Source organism: Cryobacterium sp. TMT1-2-2 (genome assembly GCF_004403505.1).
GTDB lineage: Bacteria > Actinomycetota > Actinomycetes > Actinomycetales > Microbacteriaceae > Cryobacterium > Cryobacterium flavum.
In genome coordinates, this window is record NZ_SOGS01000026.1 from 1 (window position 1) to 23,061 (window position 23,061).

At 66.7% G+C, this 23,061-nt stretch carries 21 protein-coding genes; 12 read left to right on the top strand and 9 right to left on the bottom strand.

All coding sequences use genetic code 11. The annotated features are described in order from the left end of the window. Positions 1 to 469: 469 nt before the first annotated feature. Complete coding sequence (locus E3T35_RS16565; RefSeq protein WP_134380137.1) at positions 470 to 1,324, bottom strand: RDD family protein; 855 nt, start codon at positions 1,322 to 1,324, stop codon at positions 470 to 472. A gap of 17 nt (positions 1,325 to 1,341) precedes the next feature. Here E3T35_RS16565 and E3T35_RS16570 point away from each other — a divergent pair, with 17 nt between their 5' ends. After that, the gene (locus E3T35_RS16570; protein ID WP_092340539.1) at positions 1,342 to 2,337 is read left to right on the top strand and encodes a stage II sporulation protein M; all 996 of its coding nucleotides are present in this window, start codon (positions 1,342 to 1,344) and stop codon (positions 2,335 to 2,337) included. Position 2,338: 1 nt separating this feature from the next. Here E3T35_RS16570 and E3T35_RS16575 read toward each other — a convergent pair whose 3' ends face one another. From E3T35_RS16575 to E3T35_RS16595, 5 genes are read right to left on the bottom strand one after another with little or no spacing between them, the layout of a single operon-like run. Then, positions 2,339 to 3,646 (bottom strand): DUF58 domain-containing protein, encoded by a 1,308-nt coding sequence (locus E3T35_RS16575; protein ID WP_134346191.1) that lies wholly within the window; start codon positions 3,644 to 3,646, stop codon positions 2,339 to 2,341. 2 nt (positions 3,647 to 3,648) lie between these two features. Continuing rightward, positions 3,649 to 4,650 carry a MoxR family ATPase gene (locus E3T35_RS16580; RefSeq protein WP_134380139.1) on the bottom strand — a complete coding sequence of 334 codons (1,002 nt, stop codon included), beginning with the start codon at positions 4,648 to 4,650 and terminating at the stop codon, positions 3,649 to 3,651. Next, the gene (locus E3T35_RS16585; RefSeq protein WP_134380141.1) at positions 4,647 to 5,954 is read right to left on the bottom strand and encodes a DUF4350 domain-containing protein; all 1,308 of its coding nucleotides are present in this window, start codon (positions 5,952 to 5,954) and stop codon (positions 4,647 to 4,649) included. The genes E3T35_RS16580 and E3T35_RS16585 overlap by 4 nt, the downstream gene beginning before the upstream one ends. Beyond that, positions 5,951 to 6,658 (bottom strand): DUF4129 domain-containing protein, encoded by a 708-nt coding sequence (locus E3T35_RS16590; protein WP_134380143.1) that lies wholly within the window; start codon positions 6,656 to 6,658, stop codon positions 5,951 to 5,953. The genes E3T35_RS16585 and E3T35_RS16590 overlap by 4 nt, the downstream gene beginning before the upstream one ends. Then, positions 6,655 to 7,836: a hypothetical protein gene (locus tag E3T35_RS16595; RefSeq protein ID WP_134380145.1), complete on the bottom strand. Its 1,182-nt coding sequence runs from the start codon at positions 7,834 to 7,836 to the stop codon at positions 6,655 to 6,657. Before E3T35_RS16595 ends, E3T35_RS16590 begins: the two co-directional genes overlap by 4 nt. A 156-nt stretch (positions 7,837 to 7,992) precedes the next feature. On the opposite strand from E3T35_RS16595, the gene mtrA reads away from it, so the two are divergent. The 6 genes from mtrA (at position 7,993) to secA (ending at position 16,614) form a co-directional block, all read left to right on the top strand. Next, positions 7,993 to 8,673, top strand: coding sequence for an MtrAB system response regulator MtrA (gene mtrA / locus E3T35_RS16600; protein WP_134380147.1), 681 nt, complete (start codon positions 7,993 to 7,995; stop codon positions 8,671 to 8,673). 57 nt (positions 8,674 to 8,730) lie between these two features. After that, positions 8,731 to 10,371 (top strand): MtrAB system histidine kinase MtrB, encoded by a 1,641-nt coding sequence (gene mtrB, locus E3T35_RS16605; protein WP_174776427.1) that lies wholly within the window; start codon positions 8,731 to 8,733, stop codon positions 10,369 to 10,371. Beyond that, on the top strand, positions 10,364 to 12,061 hold the full coding sequence (locus E3T35_RS16610; RefSeq protein WP_166789996.1) for an LpqB family beta-propeller domain-containing protein: 1,698 nt from the start codon (positions 10,364 to 10,366) through the stop codon (positions 12,059 to 12,061). The genes mtrB and E3T35_RS16610 overlap by 8 nt, the downstream gene beginning before the upstream one ends. A 90-nt stretch (positions 12,062 to 12,151) precedes the next feature. After that, complete coding sequence (locus E3T35_RS16615) at positions 12,152 to 12,853, top strand: ComF family protein (protein ID WP_134380149.1); 702 nt, start codon at positions 12,152 to 12,154, stop codon at positions 12,851 to 12,853. A 111-nt stretch (positions 12,854 to 12,964) separates the two neighbouring features. Then, on the top strand, positions 12,965 to 13,669 hold the full coding sequence (hpf, locus tag E3T35_RS16620; RefSeq protein ID WP_104089423.1) for a ribosome hibernation-promoting factor, HPF/YfiA family: 705 nt from the start codon (positions 12,965 to 12,967) through the stop codon (positions 13,667 to 13,669). Between the two features lie 137 nt (positions 13,670 to 13,806). Next, positions 13,807 to 16,614 carry a preprotein translocase subunit SecA gene (secA, locus tag E3T35_RS16625; protein WP_134346205.1) on the top strand — a complete coding sequence of 936 codons (2,808 nt, stop codon included), beginning with the start codon at positions 13,807 to 13,809 and terminating at the stop codon, positions 16,612 to 16,614. 93 nt (positions 16,615 to 16,707) lie between these two features. Here secA and E3T35_RS16630 read toward each other — a convergent pair whose 3' ends face one another. Then, positions 16,708 to 17,163, bottom strand: coding sequence for an Rv3235 family protein (locus E3T35_RS16630; protein ID WP_134346207.1), 456 nt, complete (start codon positions 17,161 to 17,163; stop codon positions 16,708 to 16,710). A 132-nt stretch (positions 17,164 to 17,295) separates the two neighbouring features. Between E3T35_RS16630 and E3T35_RS16635 the strand changes: the two genes are divergently transcribed. The 4 genes from E3T35_RS16635 (at position 17,296) to E3T35_RS16650 (ending at position 21,403) form a co-directional block, all read left to right on the top strand. Further along, the gene (locus tag E3T35_RS16635) at positions 17,296 to 17,895 is read left to right on the top strand and encodes a hypothetical protein (RefSeq protein WP_134380151.1); all 600 of its coding nucleotides are present in this window, start codon (positions 17,296 to 17,298) and stop codon (positions 17,893 to 17,895) included. A gap of 88 nt (positions 17,896 to 17,983) precedes the next feature. Next, positions 17,984 to 18,619: a hypothetical protein gene (locus E3T35_RS16640; RefSeq protein WP_134380153.1), complete on the top strand. Its 636-nt coding sequence runs from the start codon at positions 17,984 to 17,986 to the stop codon at positions 18,617 to 18,619. Further along, complete coding sequence (locus E3T35_RS16645; protein ID WP_134380155.1) at positions 18,619 to 19,881, top strand: regulator; 1,263 nt, start codon at positions 18,619 to 18,621, stop codon at positions 19,879 to 19,881. The genes E3T35_RS16640 and E3T35_RS16645 overlap by 1 nt, the downstream gene beginning before the upstream one ends. A 28-nt stretch (positions 19,882 to 19,909) precedes the next feature. Next, a complete protein-coding gene (locus E3T35_RS16650; protein WP_134346215.1) occupies positions 19,910 to 21,403 on the top strand; it encodes a sensor histidine kinase in 1,494 nt (497 codons plus the stop codon). Positions 21,404 to 21,626: 223 nt separating this feature from the next. Here E3T35_RS16650 and E3T35_RS16655 read toward each other — a convergent pair whose 3' ends face one another. Then, positions 21,627 to 21,875 (bottom strand): WhiB family transcriptional regulator, encoded by a 249-nt coding sequence (locus tag E3T35_RS16655; RefSeq protein WP_035837005.1) that lies wholly within the window; start codon positions 21,873 to 21,875, stop codon positions 21,627 to 21,629. 268 nt (positions 21,876 to 22,143) lie between these two features. Here E3T35_RS16655 and E3T35_RS16660 point away from each other — a divergent pair, with 268 nt between their 5' ends. Then, on the top strand, positions 22,144 to 22,518 hold the full coding sequence (locus tag E3T35_RS16660) for a hypothetical protein (RefSeq protein ID WP_198412709.1): 375 nt from the start codon (positions 22,144 to 22,146) through the stop codon (positions 22,516 to 22,518). Between the two features lie 41 nt (positions 22,519 to 22,559). Here the strand turns inward: E3T35_RS16660 and bcp are convergent, their stop codons facing one another. Next, positions 22,560 to 23,039 carry a thioredoxin-dependent thiol peroxidase gene (gene bcp / locus E3T35_RS16665; protein WP_134380157.1) on the bottom strand — a complete coding sequence of 160 codons (480 nt, stop codon included), beginning with the start codon at positions 23,037 to 23,039 and terminating at the stop codon, positions 22,560 to 22,562. Between the last annotated feature and the right edge of the window lie 22 nt (positions 23,040 to 23,061).

Genomic DNA, 23,061 nt, shown 5'->3' on the forward strand with positions numbered 1-23,061 from the left:
GCCGATGGTACTGCAGGGGGGACCCTGTGGGAGAGTAGGACACCGCCGGACTTAACTTAGAAACACCAGAAAAGCCATCCCTCCGGGGATGGCTTTCCTGCGTTAACAGGCCACCCACGGGTGGCCCTGTTTTCGTTAAGCCGGTCTCTTTCGGCCGCGTTCAGTAGCGTTCTCAAGACCCGGGCCGTACGCCTGCGGGGTGACGGCGCATCCGCTGCTCAGCTCAAACACTCGAACTCGGCACCCCGCGAATACCCCGACACCCCGCCCACAACGTAGACGCTGTGCGAGCTGCGACGTGCTGCAGCGGTGGTGAGAGCCGGCGTTTGGCGATGGGCAACGCGCAGCGGGCAATAGGCGCTTGCGGTTCTGTGGCTGTCTCTGAGATCCACCATCCGCGTGCTATATCCCGCGGCTTTTGCTTGGCTCTCAGGACGGAACAGGAGAAGGCGTGCCCTCCGCTGTTTAGCTAGCGGTTGGGGAAGCCGTGGGGGAGGCCGGTCAGGATCGGCGCGAGCCGGGCCAGACGCTCGCGCTCGAGGACGAGGGCGGTGTACTCACGTTCGCGGCGCACGGCGGCCACGCCGACGAGGAAGTACTCGGCCGGAGCGTCGGGCAGAGGATAGACGAAGGGGGCGACCTCGGCGGCGAGGGACTGAGCCAGATGTTCGCGGGTCGCGGGGGTCAGATGGGACGACTGGCGCAGGTACTGGGCGACACGACGGGCGAGGCGGTCGGGCAGGCGCGCGATATCGACCGTCTGCGACCAGGGCAGCAAGGCGTCGGGTAGGGGCCGCGGGACCTCTTTATTGCGCTGCACACGTTCGTGCTGGCTGTAGGTACCGGCCAGCAGGTCGCCGAGGCGCTTGGAACGCCCATTGAGCAGGGCTGTGATGGCGGCGAGACCTCCGACGGTCATGATGATCTCGAGCACGCCGGTCAGGGCGCGAATGAACGCGTGACGCAGGGAGATCGCTCCACCGTCGTCTCGTACGATGCGGGCGCCGATGGCGAACTTGCCGAGCGAGCGGCCGTGCGTGAGGGTTTCGACCAGGACCGGCACGACCACCAGCGAGAAGACGAGGGCAACAACGTTCAGTGCCTGGGTGAGCGCGGCGTCGGTATAGACCGCGAAACTCAGATAGAAGCCCAGAAGAATGAGCAGGTACAGGGCCAGATAGGCGATCGCGTCGATGATCGCACCGGCACCGCGGAGGATGACGCTGGCCGGCCGCACGTCGAGCGCGACCGCCTCACCGGTGACGAGTTCATCGTCACGCTCAAAATCAGCGGCACGGTCGGTGGGACGCGCGGTCTCCTTCATGTCTACTATTGAACCAGATGGATCTCGACGCATATACGGCCGCGCACCGCGCCGACTGGGACCGCCTGACCGAGCTCGGTGCCCGGCGGGGTCTGTCCGGTGCCCAGTCGGATGAGCTGATCGAGCGATATCAGGCCGGGGCCACTCAGCTCTCCGCGATCAAATCGACCGCCGGCTCTACCCTGGAAGGTGACCGGCTGTCGGTCGGCCTGTCCCGCGCCCGGCTGCGCTTCACCGGCGTGAGTGTCAATGTGTTGGCGCAGCTTCCCCGGTTTTTCGTTGCCCAGCTCCCCGCGGCCCTATATCGGCTTCGCTGGCTCACCCTCGCGGTCGCCGTGGTCACGGTCGTCGTCGCTGGACTGTACGCCGTGTGGGCCTACAACGATCCAAGGGTCTTGGCCAACCTGGGAACAGAGGCGCAACTCGCGCAACTGGCCAACGAGGACTTCGTGGGGTATTACTCCGCGAACCCGGCGGCCTCCTTCGCCGGGTTCGTCTCGACCAACAACGCCTGGATCGCCGCGCAGTGCATCGCCTTCGGCATCACCGGGGTCTACGTGCCATTCATCATTCTGCAGAACGCCATGAACCTCGGCACCACGGCCGCCATCATGTTCGCCTACGACAAGGGCGACGTGTTCTTTCTCTACATTGCTCCGCACGGGCTGCTCGAGCTCACGGCGATCTTCGTTGCGGCTGCCGGCGGACTGCTCATCTTCTGGGCCTGGATCGCCCCCGGCGCACGTACCCGAGGTCAGGCACTCGCCGAAGACGGCCGAGCACTGTTCACCGTGGCGATCGGACTGGTGTTCGTGCTGTTGGTGTCGGGCATTATTGAGGGCTTCGTCACCTCGCAGCCCTGGCCGTGGCCGATCAAGATCGGCATCGGAGCGGTGGCGCTCGGCGCGTTCCTGTTTTACATGATCGTGGTCGGCGGGCGCGCAAGCAGGGCCGGAGAAACCGGCGACCTCAGTGAGTTCGAAGCGGGGAGTACGCGCATTTACAGCGCGTGAGTCAGAGCCGCCCGGCCGCCTTCAGCGCGATGTAGCGGTCAGCCAGGGCGGGCGGAAGCTGCGCGGGGGAGGCGGTGACGACATCCGCTCCCAGCTGGCGGATGGCGGCCGACACGCGCGCCACGTCGAGCAGGGCCCGCTCAGCGGCCGCCGCGCGGTAGATCTCGTCGCGTCCGCCGCGGGTGGCCGCCGCGAGCACGGTAGCTGGGTCGAGCACGGAGGCCACGACCACCGTGTGCCGCTTGGTGAGCTGCGGCAGCACCGACAGCAGCCCGGTCGACGCTCCCGCAGCGTCGATGGAGGTGAGGAGCACGACCAGGGCATGCTGGCTCGTGACCGCGCGCACCTGGCCGGGAACGGCCGCCCAGTCCATTTCGATGAGCTCCGGGTCGATCAGCGCCATGGAATCGACCATCTGCGACAGCAGCGCCGCGCCGGTCGCGCCCTGCACCCGGCCGCGCACCCGGCGGTCGAAGGCGAGAAAGTCCACCCGGTCGCCGGCCACCGAGGTGAGGGCTGCCAGCAGCAGAGCCGCCTCGAAGGCGGTGTCCAGCCGGGGCTCGTTGTCGACGCGGGCTGCGGACGTGCGGCCGGTGTCGAGCAGAATCACGACCCGACGGTCGCGCTCCGGCCGCCAGGTGCGCACCATGACGTCGGCCCGCCGGGCCGTGGCCCGCCAGTCGATCGAGCGCACATCGTCACCGCGCACATATTCGCGCAGCGAGTCGAACTCGGTGCCCTGCCCGCGCACCATCACACTCGTGCGTCCGTCGAGCTCCTTGAGTCGTGCGATGCGGGAGGGCAGGTGTTTGCGGGCGTGAAACGGCGGCAGAACCCGGATGCGCCCCGGCGCGTTCAGTGTCGCCTGACGGTTCCACAAACCCAGCGGCCCCAGGGAGCGCACCGTCACCTGTTCGACCCGGCGCTCCCCCCGCCGAAACGGAGTGAGCGTCAGCGAGACCAGGCGCCGTTCGCCGCGCGGAATCACCACCCGGCCGCGCACGAGGCCGGCACCCGCCGACGGCTGCCAGGCATCCCGCACCACGGCGTTCAGGCGCCGACGACCGGTATTCGTCAGGTACAACTCGCTCGTGGCCGATTCGCCGAGGCGAACGCGGGCGGGCAGCATCCGTTCGACCGAAACGGCGCGCGGCGACGCGGCCAGCGCCAGGTCGAGGCTGCCGAGCAGAAGCACGAAGATCAGCCAGAGGGCGAGCACGCCGGCCGCCGCCTCCACGGAGGGCCCGAACAGCACGATGGGCACCGCGCCGAGGGCGAGGAGAAGAACGAACCGTCCGCTGAGCGTCATCGTTAGATCGGAACCTGAACCTGCTGCAGCACTCCGCGCAGAATCGCATCGACCGAGACGCCTTCGAGTTCGGCTTCGGGGCGCAGCTGCACACGGTGCCGCCAGACCGGCAGCGCCATGGCCTGCACGTGGTCGGGGGTGATCGAGTCGTAGCCGCTCAGCCAGGCCCACGCCTTGGTAGCGGCGAGCAGGGCGGTCGTGCCGCGAGGGCTGACCCCGAGCTTGACCGAGGGGCTCGTGCGGGTGGCGCGGGCCAGGTCCACGATGTAGGCGAGCACATCGGCGCTCGACCCGACCCGAGCGACGGCATCCTGCGCCGCGGCGAGTTCGGCCGCGCCGAGAACCGCGCTCACACCGGCAGCGGCCAGATCGCGCGGGTTGAAGCCGGCCGCGTGGCGGCGCAGCACCTCGATCTCATCGACCCGCTGAGGCACTTCGAGCACGAGCTTGAGCAGAAACCGGTCGAGCTGTGCCTCGGGCAGCGTATAAGTGCCCTCGTATTCGATCGGGTTCATGGTCGCCGCCACGATGAACGGCTCTGGCAGCTTCAGCGACTCGCCGTCGACGCTGACCTGACGCTCCTCCATCGCCTCGAGCAGCGCGGACTGCGTCTTCGGCGGCGTGCGGTTGATCTCGTCGGCGAGGCAGATGTTCGTGAATACCGGCCCCTGCCGAAACTCGAATTCGCCGGCCTTGGCGTCGTAAATGAGCGACCCGGTCACGTCGCCGGGCATCAGGTCGGGCGTGAACTGGATTCGTTTGGTGTCGAGACTGAGTGCGTGGCTGAGGGTGCGCACGAGCAAGGTTTTCGCTACGCCCGGCACGCCCTCGAGCAGCACGTGGCCGCGCGCGAGCAGCGCGATGATCAGCCCGGTGACCGCGCCGTCCTGCCCGACGACGGCCTTGCCGACCTCGGTGCGCACCCGGTTGAGGGCGGCCCGCAGCGCGGCGGCATCCGCTGCGTTGGTCGGCGCGGTGTCGATCTGATCAGTGGGAGTCGTCATGGGTCCATTCTCTCGGCTGGAGGGGTGAAGATTTCAGAAGAAGCGGATGCCGGAGCCCCGGCCCGCACGGCCTGGCTGGTCGCCGTTTCGAGGGCCTGCAGGGCGCCTCCGAGCTCCATCAGCTGGGCATCGGAGACGGGGATCGCCCCCACGAGAACCCGGCGAACCTCGTCGGGGGCGCGGCCGGTGAGAAGCACCACCGTGCCGATGACCTCGTCCAGGTGGGCGAGCCGGCCGAGGCCGACGGTTCGGGCCAGGCGTTGCACGGAGCCCACGCGCAGGGCGTCGATCGCCCGCAGGCGGGCGTTGCTGCGCGCATAGAGTCGGGCGCGACCCTCCATGGTCTCGCTCGCCTTCACCGTTACCGGCAGATTTTCGGCTACGAGCGGCCCGAAGCGCCGGCCGCGCCAGAGGGCAGCGGCGACGCCGACGAGCGCGAGCAGCACGAGCACCGGGGTGACCCAGCCGGGCGTCAGCTCGGCGAGTGAGGGTGGCCCCGTGCGGGGCAGGTCGGCCAGGGTCGGCAGGTACCAGACCAGCGAGTCGCTCGGCCCGAGCAGGCCGAGGGCGAACGCCGCATTGCCGTAGCCGGTCACGTTCTCGTTGTTGAACACGCGCGGGTCGGGCACAAGCGAGACGAGCCCGCCGGTTAGTTCGTTCTGCACCTGCACCAGCGAGAAGGTGTCGGTGCCGCTCGGAAAGCAGCCGGTGACCAGCGGATGCTCGCCCTGCGGAATCGACAGGGTGTCGCCTCCCGGCACCAGCTCCCCGGCCCGGCTTGCGGCCGGAACCGAGCAGTCGGCCGTCAGTGTCTCCGCATCGGAGACACCGCCGAAGCCCACGGTGGGCGCCAGCGACTGCAGGGCCAAGAAATCCGGTGCAACGACCACCGTGCGCGCGGCGACGTCGCCGAGTTCGCTTAGCTGTGACTGGTCGAGGTAGCTGTTCTCGTCATAGAGCAGCACGGTGGAATCCGCGCCGACCGCTCCGCGCACCTCGGCCAGGGAACCGGCCAGAGTCACGGTGACGCCCTGCTGGCGAAGCACTTCGACCAGGGCCATCGACCCGGCCGGAGCCGCGTTGTCCCCGGCCAGTGCCCGGCCGGCCGCCTGGCTGCCACCCGAGACGAGCACGGCGATGATGGCGATGGCCAGTATGCAGGCAGCGGCGATCACCCAGAACGAGGAGCGGCGAAGCAGCGCGCGCAGGGTCGGCGTTGCCACGGTCGTGGCGCTCGCAGGGCCACCACCGGCGCGGGCGCCGGGCGCAGCGGCATCCTCTGGAGACGTCAGCGTCGCGCTCATGACCGACCCGCCTCGGCCAGCGGGGCCAGCACGACGGGCATCGCAGAGCGCAACTCGGCCTCGAGCGCGGCCAGAGCGCGATAGTCGGGCTCGGTGCCGGCCTGCTCCAGATAGCGCACCCGGTCGAAGGTATCGGCGGCGAGAGCCAGGGCCGGGCCATGCGCCGGAAAGGCCTGCCGGGCTCGGGCGGCGAAATCGTGCGCGGTCGTGCCGGGCGAGACAACGAGCACCGTGCGTTCGGCGAGGCCGCGGGCCAGGGCGCGAAAAATTTCCTCGCAGGCCAGGCTCCAGTCGCCTGAGCTCGCCGTTGCCTCGGCGGCCGTGCGCATCTCGGCGCTGCTGCGCTGGTCGATCGTGCCGAACAGGTCGAGAACGGCGCGGCGTCGCCTGGCCAGCCTGGGGGCGCCGAACAGCAGCCAGCCGGCCACAAGCGCCGCGAGCACCAGCACGACCGCGACAATCGGCAGCCAGTCTTTCAAATTGCCGTCGCCGCTGATGGTCAGGGACTGGAGCCAGTCCAAAAAGGCCTGGGACGCCCGGTCGAACCAGGTGGGCCGGGCGGCGGCGTACGGGGCTTTGGCGAGTTCCTCGCGAAGCCACTGGCGGGCCTCTGGCGCGTCGGGAACCACCGGTACATCACGCGGCACGCCGAACGTGATGCGGTCAACCAGCGATCCGAGCTGCGCCAGGCCCAGAGCGGTCATGCCGCCGGATACCCCGTGCCGGGAGCGGTCGGTACCAGATACGGGTCGGGAACATCGCCGCCCTGCGCCGCCGATTCCACGTAGCGCGCCAGCTCGAGGTCGAGCCCCTCCTTGCGCATGCGCAGGTCGAGGTAGATCAGCGCTATGGCCGCCGACTGCACGACGGCCGCCACTGCGGCCACCGGGATAGCGATGATCAGGCTGAGGGCGGTGATGATGTAGGTCGTCTCGTCGGTGAATGCCCCGTTCGGGTCGATCAGCGACGCGCCGATTCCCATGAGCAGTGATACGGGCGTGGTGATGATCTGGGTGATCACCTGCACGATCAGGCCGATTAGCAGCAGTACGCCCAGGGTGCGCCAGAAGTAGCCGCGAGTGAGTGACCACGATCGAACAACGGATGCCCGCACGCCCAGTTTCTCCAGCACGATCAGGCTCGGCACGACACTGGTTTTGGCATACAGGAACGCGCTCACGGCCGCGAGCAGCAGGCCGCCGAAGATGCCGACCAGAACGCCGGCCACGAATCCGGCGGTACCGCCGACGCTGATCAGCGCCACGACAATGCCGGCGATCACGGCCACGCCGATGAAGAGTGCCACGGTCAACAGCACGGTCCACAGCACCAGCGGCCAGAGACGGGTCGCCGCTGTGCGCCACAGTGCGCCGAGCCGTAGTTTCTCGCCGAGGGTCGCGCGGGCCACTTCGAGCACGATGACGGCCTGCAGCAGGGCCGAAGCGATGAGTGACAGGGCGATCGGGATGATGGCGGACAGCGCGCCGGCCAGTAACGAGCCGGCGGTGACGGCATCCTTTTGGTCGAGCGGGGCGCTGTCGATGCGGTCGATGGCCCAGAACGTGACGAGCCCGACAATGACCACGGTGATGAGCATGATCGCGGCCTGCACGATCAGACCGCTGCCGAAGGTTGCCTTCGGATTGCGGCGCAAGACCTGGAACGACGCGCCGAGCAGCGTACCGAATCCGATCGGTCTCAGTGGAATCAGCCCCGGCTTGGGCGGGGGCGCCCAGCCCTGGCCGGGGGCGCCGTCCGGGTACGGGCCGCCCGGGTACGAACCGTACGGATGCGGCGCGCTCTGATCGGGCGAAACGGGCGGCGCAAACTCCCCGTAGCGCGGTGCAACGGGGGCGTCGGGGGCTTGCCAGGGGTCTGTCACCATTCAATGCTGGCACAGGTCGATCAAGAAATGCGCTCAGAGGCACTCTGTCAGCGCGCTCAGCTACTCTTATGCCAGACTTTGCCGTACTCATCGGGCAATCTGCTGAGCGAACCACATCAGAACACACGTGACTGACGTTCTGGAAAGAGACCCATGACTGCACGAATTTTGGTTATCGATGACGATACCGCCCTGTCCGAGATGATCGGCATCGTTTTGCACGGCGAAGGCTTCAATCCGGGGTTCTGCGCCGATGGGTCCCTCGCCCTCGAGACGTTTCGCACCGAGAAGCCCGACCTGGTATTGCTCGACCTCATGCTGCCCGGCCTCGACGGGATCGAAGTGTGTCGGCTGATCCGCGCAGAATCGGGGGTCCCGATCATCATGCTCACCGCGCGGTCCGACACCACCGACGTGGTCAAGGGTCTCGAGTCCGGCGCCGACGACTACATGGTGAAGCCGTTCAACCCCAAGGAATTGGTCGCCCGCATTCGCACGCGCCTGCGCCCGCCCGCCGCCGACGGTGCCCTCGCCCTGCACATCGGTGACCTCGTGGTGAACGCGGTCGGCCACGAAGTCACCCGCGGAACGGCCTCGATCAATCTGACCCCGCTCGAATTCGACCTACTGCTCGCCCTGGCGTCCAAACCCCAGCAGGTTTTCACCCGCGAGATGCTGCTGGAACAGGTCTGGGGCTACCACTACAAGGCGGACACCCGGCTGGTGAACGTGCACGTGCAGCGGCTGCGCGCCAAGGTCGAGCATGACCCCGACAATCCGAAGATCGTCATGACGGTGCGCGGTGTCGGCTATCGCGCCGGCACGGTCAGCTAGAGAACTACGACCGCCCATGTGCGCCCGGCGCTTCCCGCAGAAACGGTTTCTCAAACCGTGCCCCAGCTGACCTATTGGAGCAGGCCGCGTAACTGGCCGAGGCTGGTGCGCGCGTCGTGGCGTTCCTCCCTGCAATTTCGTACGGTGACGATCTCGGTCGCGCTGTCCGGGCTGGCGATTCTGGTGGTGGGCGTCTACATGTCGGTCAGCATCGGCAACGACCTGTTTCAATCACGACTCAGCCAGGTGCTGCTCGAATCCGACCGTGCCACCAGCTCCGCGCAGAGCCTGTTCGATTCCTCCGATGCCACCGACCGGGTGCAGGTGCAGAACCTGCTCAGTTCGGCCCGCACCTCGATCTCGGCCGCCTCCTCGAGCCGGCTGGTCGCCGTGCTGCGGGTGCCTGGGCAGGATCCGTCGACCGTCGCGCCGCTCGACTCCTCGACGTTCGGGCAATCCACCGGTGTGATCGGCACCGACCTGCGCACCGAGGTGCAGGCCAACGACGGCGATCAGTTCTGGCAGTCGGTCACCCTGACCGGTGAGGATGCCACGACCATTCCCGGCATCGTGGTCGGGTCGCAGATCACGGTTCCGGTGGCCGGCCGCTACGAGCTGTACATCGCGTACAGCCTGCAGGATGCCGAAGCGACGCTCCTGTTCGTACAGCAGACCCTCGGAGTGGCCGGTGTCACCCTCGTGCTGCTGATCGGGGCCGTATCGTGGATCGTCGTGCGCTTCGTCGTCACGCCGCTGCGCGTGGCCGCCGAGACGAGCCAGAAGCTGGCCTCCGGTGACCTGGAAGTGCGCATTCCCGAGAAGGGTGAAGACGTCATCGCCACGCTTGCCCGTTCGTTCAACGGTATGGCCGACAGCCTGCAGAGCCAGATTCGTGAGCTCGCCGACCTGTCCGAAGTGCAGCAACGCTTTGTATCGGATGTCTCGCACGAATTGCGAACGCCGCTCACGACCATCCGCTTGGCCGGCGATGTACTGTACGACCAGCGGGCGACTTTTCCGCCGGCCACCGGCCGCACCGCCGAGCTGCTGCACACCCAGGTCGAACGGTTTGAGCTGCTGCTGAGCGACCTTCTCGAAATCAGCCGCTACGACGCCGGGTCGGTGGAGCTGGAAAGTGAACCGACCAATCTGGTCTACCTCGCCGAGGATGCCATCGACAGCCTCCGCTCCCTCGCCGAGACCAAGGGCAGCGACCTGCGACTTCTCGCCCCCGGCGGGTACCTGAACGCCGACGTCGATCCGCGGCGCATCCGTCGGGTGCTGCACAACCTCATCGGCAACGCCATCGAGCACGGTGAGGGCAAACCCGTCGTGGTCTCGGTCGACAGCGACGCGAACGCGGTGGCGCTCGCCGTGCGTGACTACGGGCTCGGCATGAGCCAGGCCGAGGTCGCGCACGTGTTCGACCGGTTTTGGCGTGCTGATCCCTCACGCCAACGCACGATCGGCGGGACCGGACTGGGGCTGGCCATCTCGCGCGAAGACGCGAGCATACACAACGGCTGGCTGCAGGTCTGGTCGAGCCCCGGCGACGGGTCGTGTTTTCGACTGACTCTGCCGCGCACGGCCGGCGCCATGCTCGAATCGTCCCCGATCCCGCTGCCGCCCGACGACGCCACGGCCGCGCTGGGCGAAATCGGGCATGTGCCCGGAATCGGCGGGGGCCAGCATGAGTAGTCGCAGTTCAGCCTGGCGCGTCGTTCCGGCGCTGCTCGTAGCGGTCAGTCTCGCCGTCGGTCTCGGCGGCTGCACCGGCATACCGCGCGACGGCGTGGTGCACGCCGGCAATGACATCGCGCCCGACGACAATCCGGCGCCGGTCTTTCTGCCCGCACTACCGCAAAAGGATGCTTCGATCGAGTCCATCCTGCGCGGATTCATCGACGCCTCCTCCAGCCCGGAGAACAACTACGACATCGCCCGCCAGTTTCTGGCTCCGGCGTTTCAATCCAGTTGGGATCCTACTGCGGGCGTCACCGTCGACAACGGTTCAGGGCGCACCCTGACCGTCATCGACGACGCCACCACCCTCGTGGCCGTCACACCGATCGCCGAAGTAGACCAGTCCGGGGAATACCGCGAGGTCGACGCGAGCCCGGTACCGTTGCGCTACGAATTTGCGCAGATCGGCGGCCAGTGGCGCATCAGCGCGGCCCCGAACGGCACCGTGATCGATGAGAACACCTTCAATGACGTGTTCAGCGCCCAGCCGGTCTACTTCTACGACCCGGGATTTCGGTTTCTGGTGCCGGACCTGCGCTGGTTTCCGCGCGGGGCATCCGCTCCGACCAAACTGGTCAATGCCGTCCTGAACGGACCGAGCGCCTGGCTGACCGGCGCCGTGGCCACGGCGTTTCCGGAAGGCTCCAAGCTCACCGCCGACGCCGTGCAGGTCGTCGGGCGGCAGGCCATGGTCGACCTGAACAGCGAAGCCCTCAACGCCGATCGGCAGACCCTGCAGCGTATGAAGGCCCAACTGGCGGCGAGCCTGCCGACGGGCCTGACCGTCGAAATCACCATCGACCAGAACTCCCAGGCCATCACTGATCTGGAGTCCGGCGCTCCGCTCGTGGATCCGCGCGTGGATGCCAGGGCGCTCGTGCTGCGCGGCGACGAGTTCGGTTTTCTCGCCGCGACCGGGCAGAGCGTCACCCCGCTCGACGGTTTGTCTGACGCCATCGCCCAGCTGGCCCCGACCGCGGTGACGCTCGCTTCGGGGCAGGGATCGGCTGCTGTACTGGCCAGCGACGGCGTCTACCTCGTGCGGGCCGGCGACGACCCCCAATTGCTCGATACGCGTGCCGGACTGCTCGCACCCTCGATCGACAACGACCGCTTCGTCTGGTCAGTGCCGGCCAACGATCCGAGCGCACTGGTCGTCTATGGCCCGTCGGGGGAGGCGACCGTACTGCCGACGCCATGGCCGGAGGCCACGTCGATCTCGTCGCTGAAGGTGTCCAGAGACGGCGCCCGACTGATCGCGCTGCTCGGCACCGGTTCCGAGACCCGATTCGTGGTCGCCTCCATCATTCGCACCGGCGTTGTGCCGACCGGCATCGGCGCGCCCGTGCTGCTGGCATCGGGCGGCGGGGTCGGCCAGGGCGCCACCTGGATCAACGAGTTGACCGTCGCATCGCTCAGCCTGCTGCCCAGTGGCGAGACCCGCATCGTCGCCCAACAGATCGGCGGCGTCAGTACCGTTTTGGAATCCCCGGTCAGCAGCCGGTTCATCGTCGGCAGCAACTCGGTGCGCGACCTGCGAGCCCTCACCGACACCGGCAGCCTCGAGGTGCAACGCGGAGCGGGCTGGCAGGCCCGCATCGGAGACGTGACCCTGCTCGCCACCCAGCAAGGCCTCGGCGGCTAGCTTCTCCTCCCCAGCGGGCGTCCAGGCCCGTTTGTGCACCGCTGGCGAGGTCGCACAGTCCCCACCGTCATCCCGCGGCACACTGAGGCCATGAGTAGACAGCTGCGCGATCGACTGGCCGCCGCCGGCCGCGACGCCTGGGCCACGCTGCTGCCGACCGAGTGCAGCGGCTGCGGTGCCGTCGACCGTGCCCTGTGCGCGAGCTGCCGGCTGGCGCTGGCGCCCGCCGTGCACGCGGTCACCCGCGACGACGCCCTCATCTGGGCCGCTCTGACCTATGCGGGTCCTGCCCGCCACGTGATCGCCGCCTACAAAGACGGCGGTCGAACGGATGCCGCCGCCGCGCTCGCCGCGCCGCTGCGAGCGGCCATCGTGGCCGCGCTCGTCGCCGTGCCAAACCTGACCGAGCCGAATCAGCCCGGGAGCCCGCGCGACATCCACCTGGTCACCATTCCGTCGTCCCGCCTGGCCTGGCGCGTACGCGGCTACCACCCGGTCGACGCCCTGCTGCGCCGGGCCGGCTTGCACTCATCCACGGTGCTCGTGCAGCGCACCGAGGCCCTCGACCAGGTGGGCCTCGGCCGGGCGGCGAGGGCCTCGAACAAGAACAACAGTCTTGTCGCCCGGCATCCGCTCGACGGGGTGTCGGTGATCCTCGTCGACGACGTTGTGACGACCGGCGCGACCCTGCTCGAGGCGCGGCGTGCCGTGTTCGCTGCGGGCGGTATCGTCGTCGGTCTGGCCGCACTGGCGGAAACACGGCGTCTGCTCCCCGCGCACAACCCTCCTTAGGCAAACTGATGGATAAATACTGTGACTTATCTGACCGTCACGGCTACGGTGGAGACAAAGGCGCGTAATGATCGCCCAGTTGTCGGGCGGTCCGCCAAACTGGAGGTCGTCATGGAAACTAACATCGTCGGACGCAACCTTGGGATCACTGATCGCTTCCGGGATTACGCGACGGAGAAGGCCGAGAAAATTGCCCTCCTCGCCGAGAAGGCCGTCGCGCTCGAGATTAAGGTCAGCCGCCACCACGAGAAGAACGGCGCTGCCGTCGGCAACGACCGGGTCGAACTCACCCTGATCGGCAAAGGTCCGCTGGTGCGGGCCGAAGCAGACGGTTCCGACAAGTACGCCGCCTTCGACGTGGCGCTGGGTCGTCTGCTCGAACGCGTTCGTCGCGCCAAAGACCGCAAGAAGGTGCACCGCGGCGGGGCCCACCGTCCTACCTCGCTGCACGAGGCATCCGCTGTGGGATTCAGCGTCATCGACATCACCCCCGCCAACCCCGAAACGCTCGAGCGGGTGCGCACCGGCGCGATCCCGATTGTGCAAGCGGATGCCCCAGAAGCCTCCGCCGAGGAGGAATACTGCCCCGTCGTCATCCGTCGCAAGGTGTTCGCGGCTGCTCCCATGTCCGTCGACGATGCCCTCTACTTCATGGAGCTCGTCGGCCATGACTTCTACCTGTTCCAGGACATCGAGACGAAGCGTCCCAGCGTGGTCTACCGCCGCAAGGGCTGGGACTATGGGGTCATTGAGCTCGACGGTTCGTCGAGCGAGTTGCAGGAGGCTGTGCCCGTTGCCAGCGGGCGTGCCAACTGACCAACTAGCATTGCCTTAGCCGCCGACCAGGTCGGTGCTCTGGCATCTGCCAGACGAGAGGTGCAGGCTTGTGCTGCAGAAGTCCGATTGGGCTGCCGCAGTGCGAGCCTGCACCGTTTGACTAGTGGAGTACATTCGTGGCGTCAATTCTTGAAAAGGTTCTTCGTGTTGGTGAAGGCCGCGTTCTGCGCCGCCTCGAAAACTATGCGAAAGCCATCAACGCGCTGGAAGAAGACTTCCATGAGCTCACCGACGACGAGCTGAAAAACGAAACCGTCACCCTGCGGGAACGGTATTCCAACGGCGAATCGCTCGATGACCTGCTGCCGGAGGCCTTCGCCGCCGTGCGCGAGGCCAGCACGCGCACCCTCGGCCTGCGTCACTTCGACGTGCAGCTCATGGGCGGAGCAGCCCTGCACCTCGGCAACATCGCCGAGATGAAGACCGGTGAGGGCAAGACCCTCGTCGCCACCACCGCGGCGTATCTCAACGCGATCAGCAGCCGCGGCGTGCACGTCATCACGGTCAACGACTACCTCGCGAGCTACCAGAGCGAGCTCATGGGGCGCGTCTTCCGCGCCCTCGGCATGACGACCGGATGCATCCTCTCCGGCCAGACTCCGGCGCAGCGTCGCGAAATGTATGCCGCCGACATCACCTACGGCACCAACAACGAGTTCGGTTTCGACTACCTGCGCGACAACATGGCGTGGCAGGCCAGCGACATGGTGCAGCGCGGCCACTACTTCGCCATCGTCGACGAGGTCGACTCGATCCTCATCGACGAGGCCCGTACCCCGCTGATCATCTCCGGGCCGGCATCCGGTGAAGCGAACCGCTGGTTCAACGAGTTCGCCAGCCTGGCCAAGCGTCTCATTGCTGACGAAGACTTCGAGGTCGACGAGAAGAAGCGCACCATCGGTGTGCTCGAACCCGGCATTGAAAAGGTCGAGGACTACCTCGGCATCGACAACCTGTACGAGTCGGCCAACACGCCGCTGATCTCCTTCTTGAACAACGCCATCAAGGCGAATGCCCTGTTCAAGAAAGACAAGGACTACGTCGTCATGAACGGCGAGGTGCTCATCGTTGACGAGCATACCGGCCGTATCCTCATGGGCCGCCGCTACAACGAGGGCATCCACCAGGCGATCGAGGCCAAGGAGGGGGTCGCGGTCAAGGCCGAGAACCAGACCCTGGCCACGGTCACCCTGCAGAACTACTTCCGCCTGTACTCGAAGATCTCCGGAATGACCGGAACGGCCGAGACCGAAGCTGCCGAGTTCATGAGCACCTACAAGCTTGGCGTGGTGGCCATCCCCACCAACAAGCCGATGCAGCGCATCGACCAGTCCGACCTGATCTACAAGAACGAAGAGTCCAAGTTTCGTCAGGTCGTCGAGGACATCGTCGAACGACACGAAGCGGGACAGCCGGTTCTGGTCGGCACGACCAGCGTTGAGAAAAGCGAGTACCTCTCGCGCCTGCTCGCCAAGAAGGGCGTGCGTCACGAGGTGCTCAACGCGAAGAATCACGCCCGTGAAGCTGCGATCGTCGCGCAGGCCGGTCGACTCGGTTCGGTGACCGTCGCCACCAACATGGCCGGTCGTGGTACCGACGTGATGCTCGGCGGCAACGCCGAATTCCTCGCCGTTGCCGAGATGAACGCCAAGGGCCTCAGCCCGGTCGAAACCCCTGACGAGTACGAACTCGCCTGGGACGACGTGTTCACCGTGGTCAAGGCCAACGTCACCGAAGAGGCCGAGAAGGTGATCGCCGCCGGCGGTCTTTACGTGCTCGGCACCGAACGGCACGAATCACGCCGCATCGACAACCAGCTGCGCGGGCGCAGCGGACGTCAGGGAGACCCGGGCGAGAGCCGCTTCTACCTCTCGCTCACCGACGACCTCATGCGCCTGTTCAACGCCGGTGCCGCCGAGGCCCTCATGGGCCGCCAGGGCGTGCCAGACGACATGGCGATCGAATCCAAGGTGGTCAGCCGCGCCATCCGCAGTGCCCAGTCCCAGGTCGAGGGTCGCAACGCCGAGATCCGCAAGAACGTGCTCAAGTACGACGACGTTCTCAACCGTCAGCGCGAGGCCATCTACGGAGACCGCAGGCACATCCTCGAGGGTGACGACCTGCACGAACGCACCCAGACCTTCCTCACCAACGTCATCGACGAGGTGCTCGATGTGCACGCTGGCGACGGCAACGGTGACGACTGGGACTTCGATGCACTGTGGACCGAGCTCAAAACGCTCTACCCGGTGGGACTGACCATCGATGAGGTCGTCTCCGAGGCCGGCGACAAGGGCAAGATCAACCGCGACTTCATGCGCCGGGAGATTCTCTCTGATGCCAAGCTGGCCTATTCGCGCCGGGAAGAGAGCCTCGGAGCCCCGGCCATGCGCGAACTGGAGCGCCGTGTCGTGCTCTCGGTGATCGACCGTCGCTGGCGGGACCACCTCTACGAGATGGACTACTTGAAAGACGGTATCGGACTGCGCGCCATGGCCCAGCGCGACCCGCTGGTGGAATACCAGCGCGAAGGTTTCGCCATGTTCCAGCAGATGATGGGTCAGATTCGCGAGGAGACCGTCGGGTTCCTGTTCAACCTCGACGTTGAGGTGACTGCTGGGGCCGGTGCTGTCGCCGGGCCGGTCGTCGCTGCCAAGGGACTCACACCGGCCGACGCTCCGGAGGAGAAGCTCAGCTACACCGCACCCAGTGACTCAGGCGGAGTCGAGGTGCGCAACCAGCGCGGCCAGATTCAGCAGGCAGCCACTGACCGGGCCCGGCGCTCGGCCACCGTCGCGGCCAGCGACGACGAACCGGCCGAAGCAGCCGGCCCCCCTCAGCGCGGAGCGTTCGGGCAGAAAACCGAGGGTGCAGCCCCGGTGAACCGGGCCGAACGCCGATCGCAGGGTAAGAAGAACAGCTAGACCCCGCGCCAGCACATCGACGTGCGCCCGTCCGGCGGCGCGCGTCGATATGGGTGGGTGGGGCATCCGTCTGCTGGCCGGGCTGTCCTGGCCTCACAGGACGACGAGTACAGTAGCTCTCCAGCGCTGGTCCAGGGCTTCCAGCTGCAAGGAGACGACGTGCGCGCGGCGTTTGTCGTACACCACGATCACCGCGTTGAAACCGCCGGTCTCGGTCGGCCAGGTTTTGACCTGATCGATCCACAGTCTCGGCCTCTCCGCGACGATTCCCGTGATGGCTCTGGCACGAGAGGCGATCGTCACACGGATGTGAAGATGGGCGTAGACGTCGTCGGTGACCCATCGCGCGAGCTGCTCGAGGTCTCTGGCTCCGGCGATGACCTCGATGGCCCGCAGTGCGAGGGCGCGCAGGAGCTGTTCTGTTTCGTGCCCGTGCGCTGTTCCGATTGGTCTCGGGCCGGCACCGCGCGGGCTGACTGCGCGCTGGTCGACGCGGGGCTCCAACGGGTTGACCTGCAGACGGGCAGACCCGGAACCAGATGACGTCATTGTTCCTCCTGATATCGAACGTGCAACTCTTGTGGCGCAAAACCTAAGCAGCTTGATCGCTGCACTGTCGAGCGCTTAAAGAGCCTGTGCACAACCCGAGCGAGAACGCTCGGCGTCGGCTACTTTCAACGTGTGCGCTGGGATAATCTGTTTGACGACCTCGAAGGGCAACTCGAACGCGAGCTGCACGCCGAGGCCACTGACCTGCGCCTGCAGGAGGAACGTACGCGGTTGGAAAAGCTCTCCCTGCGCACCCGGTTGAGTAACGTGGTGCGATCGGCCGGCCCCGGAGGCACACTGCAACTGCGAATCGTGCTGGTGTCCGGTGAGACCCTCTCGGTTCGACCGACGACGCTGGGCCGGGACTGGCTCGCGGCGGAACTGCCCGGCACCGCCAATGGGCGGGCTCAGTGCGTGATCCCGCTCTCGGCCGTCGCCGGTGTAGTGCTCAGCGCGGAGCAGAGCCTGGTCTCGCTCGCGGTCGAGTCAGAATCCACCGGAAAGCTCATCGAACGCGTCGGTTTTCCCTTTGTGCTGCGGGACCTGTGCCGGCGGCGGCGCTTCGTGGAACTCGATACCCGCGGTGGTGTCCTGGCCGGAACCATCGACCGGGTGGCGCGTGACCATCTCGATCTGGCGGTGCATCCGCTCGGAACGCTGCGCCGCGCGCCGGAGATTCTGCACTACCGTCTCGTGCCGTTCTGGCAGATTCACGTTATTCGGCTCTGCTAGTTGTGGATAACTTTTTCACGACTTAGCGAAGTCGGGCACGATAGGGCCATTGCACCATCGGAATCGATTCAGAGAAGCGAGGTAACGGATGAAAACACCCCGTCCCACACGCACGCGCCGCCGCTTCTGGGTTGACCCCCGATTCATCATCGGGCTGGTGCTGGTCGCTGCTTCGATAGCGGGGGTCGGCGCGATTGTCGCCGGCACTGATCGCACTACGGCGGTCTATACCGCACGGCACACACTGACCGTCGGTGACCAGCTGAGGGCGGCCGACCTCGTTGAAACTCGGGTGCAGCTCGGCGGCGCGGCCGACCTGTATCTGGTTCCGTCGACCGGCTTGAAGGGTGGGCTGCTCGTCACGCGGACGATCCTGACCGGTGAACTGGTGGCCCGGTCAGCGGTCGGGGAATCGTCGGGGAGCGATGTGACCAGTGTCGTCGTCGACGTTCCCGGTCGACTGGCCGCCTCGATCGCGGCCGGTTCGGTCGTCGACATCTGGTCGGCGCGGGCGACCGGGCCGAGTGAGTACGCGCCGCCGACGATTCTCGTGGGGCAGGCTGTCGTCGTGCGGATCGTCGAACCGACCGGCATCATTGCCGCCTCCAGTGGGCAATCCGTGGAAATACTCGTGCCGAAGGCCAACGTGGGCGCGGTGCTCGAGGCCATCATGAACGGCGATGCCCTCGCGATCGTTCCCGTGAACACCCCGGTGGTGCCCTGATGGCCCGGCTCGCGCTCGTGCTCGACCGAGCGACCGAGCAGCGCATGCTGGCCGACATCATTGATTGTGGGCACAGCGTGGTCACTCGCGTGGATACCGCCCGGGAGTTCCTCGAGACGCTGTCCCATGGGCAACCCCACGTCGTGGTCGTCAGTGGTCGCCGGGAATCCCTGACCGGCCAGCTGATCGCCGCCTGCGACGAGCGCGGCATTCGCGTTGTCGCCCTGACCGCGACGGAATTGGAACGGCGGCACGCCGGCACCCTGGGCCTCTACGAAACTGTCGCGATACCCTGCGATTGGTCGGAGATTGAAGATTTGCTGGTGTCGGGGGTTGTCGTTCCGTTGCGGGTGGGGGAGCGGCACTTCACCGGCGGCGCACTCAATACCGGCTCGGTGATCGCGGTGTGGGGCCCGGCCGGCGCGCCGGGGCGCACGACACTGGCCATCAACATCGCGGCCGAAATCGCAGCGGCCGGTCATACCGTCGTGTTGGCCGACGTCGATACCTACAGCGCCTCGATCGCTCCGAGCCTGGGCATGCTCGACGAAGCGCCCGGCTTTGCCGCTGCCTGCCGTTTGGCCGGCAGCGACAGTTTGAACCAATCAGAGCTCGAACGTATCGCGCAACGCTACAAATCGCCCAAGGGTGCCTTCTGGGTGCTCACCGGCCTCGGCCGACCGTCGCGCTGGCCGGAACTGTCGACCGAACGGGTCACCCGCACCATCGACGCCTTGCGGCACTGGGTGGACTACGTCGTGCTGGACACCGGGTTCAGTCTGGAAAGCGATGAAGAGCTGACCAGCGACATGTTGGCACCCCGGCGCAACGCGGCCACCGTCACGGCCCTGCGGGTGGCCGACCATGTCGTGGCCTGTGGGCTGGCCGACCCGGTCGGGATGGCCCGGTTTCTGCGCGCTTGGAGTGACCTCACCGAGGTGATCGGCAGCAGCACGGTCAGCGTCGTGATGAACCAGGTGCGGGCGAGCGCGGTCGGGCTGAATCCGCGCGGGCAGGTCGCGGCCATGCTGCTGCGCTTTGGCGGCATCGAATCGCCCATTCTGGTGCCGCACGATCAGGGCGCCCTCGACGCTGCGGTCTTGACCGGCCGCAGCCTGCGGGACGCGAGCCCGAAGTCGTCAGCTCGAGCGAGCATCCGTCGGTTTGTACTGGAGGACCTCATCGTGGTTCCAGCCCGGGAATCAGAACGGATGCCGCGGCGGGTCAGGTGGCGCGGCCGTAAGGCCGCCCCGGCCACGTAACCCGCCGGATACACCTAGGCTATGGAGAGTGTCGACGCTCAGTGATCTCGTACTTGCCCAGGGCCGCAGCAGCGCGGAAGATGTGGACTGGCTACACATGCTGGTCGCGGATGGCCAGCTGCTGGCCGACCTCGCCTTCGCGGATATCGTCGTGTGGGTTCCGACAACGTCTGACAGTTTCGTCGCGGTCGCACACGCGCGCCCGTCGAGTGCCGCCACGCTGTTCTACCGGGACTTCGTCGGCCAGCACATCAAAGCGGAGTGGCGCAACCAGGTCACCGAAGCCTTTGAGACGGCGAAGATCGTCGACCGTGACGCTCCGGACTGGTACGAGGAGACTCCCACCCGGGTGCGGGCCATCCCGGTGTTGCGCCGGCTGAGTACGACCGGTGCTGAAGTGACCGCTGCTCCGGTTGCGGTGCTCACCCGCCACACCAACCTGAGTGAAGCGCGCACGCCGAGCCGTCAGGAGCTCACCTTCAACGACTGCGCGAATGACCTGTTCGCCATGATCGCCTCTGGCGATTTTCCCGACCTCGGTGCCCCGACCGGGCCGCGCCGTGGCGCGCCGCGCGCGTCGGACGGCCTGCTGCGACTCGATGTCGACGGCCTCACCACCTTTGCCAGCCCGAACGCGCTCTCCGCATTCAACCGGATGGGTTTCGCGGAGGAACTCGAGGGAGAGTCGCTCGCCGAGGTCACTACGAGCCTGCTCACCGGCACCGCCGTGGTCGACGAGTCCCTGCCGCTCGTCGTGACCGGGCGGGCGCCCTGGCGCACCGACATCGAGGCGCGCGGGGTCACCGTGTCGCTCCGAGCCATTCCCATTCGCAACCGGGGCGAACGCATCGGCGCGATCATTTTGTCCAGGGACGTGACCGAGCTGCGGCACCAGGAACGTGAGCTCATCACCAAGGATGCCACCATCCGGGAGATCCACCACCGGGTGAAGAACAACCTGCAGACCGTGGCCTCGCTGCTGCGCATCCAGGCCCGGCGTACCCAATCCGACCGGGCACGCGAGGCGCTGACCCAGGCGATGCGGCGGGTTGCGGCCATCGCCGTGGTGCACGACACCCTGTCAGAGGGGCTCAGCCAGATCGTCGACTTCGACGCCGTCTTTGAACGGGTGCTGCTGTTGACGGTGGAGGTGGCATCCGCTCACAACACCACGGTGCACCCGAAGTCATTCGGCAGCTTCGGAACCCTGCCGAGCGCGTACGCGACGCCGCTCGCGCTCGTGCTCACCGAACTCGTCACGAACGCGGTCGAGCACGGCCTCGCCGGGCGGGAGGGCGAGGTCTCGATCGAGGCGCAGCGCAGCGACGAGACCCTCACGGTGATGGTGCGCGACACCGGTGCCGGGCTTCCCGAGGGCAAGGTCGGCTCCGGGCTCGGCACGCAGATCGTGCGCACCCTCATTCAGGGCGAGCTGGGCGGCACCATCGACTGGCACACCATGATGGGCAGCGGCACCGAGGTCACGATCGAGATCCCCCTGCGCTTCATGCAGGAGGGCTAGCCCCCTCCTGCTGCGCGGATTTCTGCGCGGATTTCGGGACGGGGCCCAGGCCCCGTCCATGGGCCCAGTTTATAAACTGGGCCCATGTTCATAAGGTGGGCCCGACGAGCGGATGCACCGGGGCGCGGCGCGCGACGGCTCGCCGGGCACAAAAAAGCGAGCCCTCGGCCTTCCGGGAGTACCGGATGGCCGCAGGCTCGCGTTCTGTAGTTGTGCTGGCTCGCTAGGAAGCGCGGCGGGCGCGTGCGGCGCGACGCTTGAGTGCGCGGCGCTCGTCTTCGCTCAGGCCGCCCCAGACTCCCGAGTCCTGGCCGGTCTCGAGTGCGTACTGAAGGCACACCTCGGTGACGTTGCATCGGGCGCACACCGACTTTGCCTTCTCGATCTGGTCCACAGCGGGTCCAGTGTTGCCGACCGGAAAGAAAAGTTCCGGGTCAGCGGTGAGGCAGGCAGCTTTATCGCGCCAGTCCATAGGGATGCTCCTTTTATTACATGGGTGCACGGCCGATTGGCCAGAGTTGCAGGGGTGATGGCCGGTTGCAGGAAAGTGGGATCTGCGCGATAACCGCGTTGAAACAGCTCACGTCCCTGTGAGCGTCAACCGGGCCTCAAATATCGTCCCATAATAGAGGTATCAAATCAATAGTTTTGTATGGCTTTTCGCTGTGAACAGCGGCTCTGGTGCAGGGCGCCCAGCCTGGATTGACCTCCGGGCACTTCGACGCGCCCCAATGTTGGGGGTGCTGATCGCGCTCCTCGCCGTGGAAGCACTCGCCCTGTGGGCCTTCAGCGCCTGGTGGGTGCTCGAACTGCTCATCGCCACCCCGAACTCCGTCGGAGCCTCGCTGGCCCTGTTAGCCCTCACCGTGGTCGCTGCCGTATGGGTCAGCGCGATCACCGTCGGGGCGCTCCGCCGCCGTCCGTGGATTCGCGGCGCCGCCGTGACCTGGCAGCTCGTGCAGGTCATGATCGCTATCGGCTGTTTTCAGGGCATCTACGCCCGACCCGACGTCGGCTGGGCGCTGCTGGCCCCCTCGATCGTCGTGCTCGTGCTGGTTTTCAACCCGCGTGTGGTCGCCGCCACCAGTCACGAACCCGAGCCCGAAGCCGACTGACGCCGCTCAAACTGCAGCAGCCTCGGGCCGTGACGACCAGATCAGGCGTCGATGCCGAGCTTCTTGCGCAAGCTCGCGACGTGCGCGGTGGCCTTGACGTTGTACAGGGCGTGGGTGATGATTCCGGCCTCATCGAGCACGAAGGTAGACCGCAGCACGCCGGTCACGAGCTTGCCGTAGAGGTTCTTCTCTCCCCAGGTACCGTAGGCGCTGTGAACCTCAAGGTCGGTGTCACTTAGCAGCGGAAAATTCACCGCGTCGTGCTCCTGAAACTTCTTGAGCTTGGCCGGAGCATCCTTCGACAGGCCGAGCACCTGGTAGCCGGCTGATTTGAGCGACCCGAGGTTATCGCGAAAGTCGCAGGCCTGGGTGGTGCAGCCGGGGGTCATGGCGGCCGGATAAAAATACACGACGACCTTGCTGCCGGCGAAGTCCGCCAGCGAAACGGATGCCCCGTCCTGGTCGGTCAGGGTGAACTGGGGGGCTGTGTCGCCGACTGCAAGGCGTGCTGAATCCGTCATGCCTCCATCGTATCGATGTCGT

Coding starts and splice junctions, on each gene's coding strand:
- E3T35_RS16575 (WP_134346191.1), bottom strand. CDS start 3,646: ATGACGCTCAGCGGACGGTTCGTTCTTCTCCTCGCCCTCGGCGCGGTG.
- E3T35_RS16610 (WP_166789996.1), top strand. CDS start 10,364: ATGAGTAGTCGCAGTTCAGCCTGGCGCGTCGTTCCGGCGCTGCTCGTA.
- mtrA (WP_134380147.1), top strand. CDS start 7,993: ATGACTGCACGAATTTTGGTTATCGATGACGATACCGCCCTGTCCGAG.
- E3T35_RS16565 (WP_134380137.1), bottom strand. CDS start 1,324: ATGAAGGAGACCGCGCGTCCCACCGACCGTGCCGCTGATTTTGAGCGT.
- E3T35_RS16630 (WP_134346207.1), bottom strand. CDS start 17,163: ATGACGTCATCTGGTTCCGGGTCTGCCCGTCTGCAGGTCAACCCGTTG.
- E3T35_RS16645 (WP_134380155.1), top strand. CDS start 18,619: ATGGCCCGGCTCGCGCTCGTGCTCGACCGAGCGACCGAGCAGCGCATG.
- E3T35_RS16580 (WP_134380139.1), bottom strand. CDS start 4,650: ATGACGACTCCCACTGATCAGATCGACACCGCGCCGACCAACGCAGCG.
- E3T35_RS16640 (WP_134380153.1), top strand. CDS start 17,984: ATGAAAACACCCCGTCCCACACGCACGCGCCGCCGCTTCTGGGTTGAC.
- E3T35_RS16570 (WP_092340539.1), top strand. CDS start 1,342: ATGGATCTCGACGCATATACGGCCGCGCACCGCGCCGACTGGGACCGC.
- E3T35_RS16615 (WP_134380149.1), top strand. CDS start 12,152: ATGAGTAGACAGCTGCGCGATCGACTGGCCGCCGCCGGCCGCGACGCC.
- E3T35_RS16655 (WP_035837005.1), bottom strand. CDS start 21,875: ATGGACTGGCGCGATAAAGCTGCCTGCCTCACCGCTGACCCGGAACTT.
- hpf (WP_104089423.1), top strand. CDS start 12,965: ATGGAAACTAACATCGTCGGACGCAACCTTGGGATCACTGATCGCTTC.
- E3T35_RS16585 (WP_134380141.1), bottom strand. CDS start 5,954: ATGAGCGCGACGCTGACGTCTCCAGAGGATGCCGCTGCGCCCGGCGCC.
- E3T35_RS16590 (WP_134380143.1), bottom strand. CDS start 6,658: ATGACCGCTCTGGGCCTGGCGCAGCTCGGATCGCTGGTTGACCGCATC.
- bcp (WP_134380157.1), bottom strand. CDS start 23,039: ATGACGGATTCAGCACGCCTTGCAGTCGGCGACACAGCCCCCCAGTTC.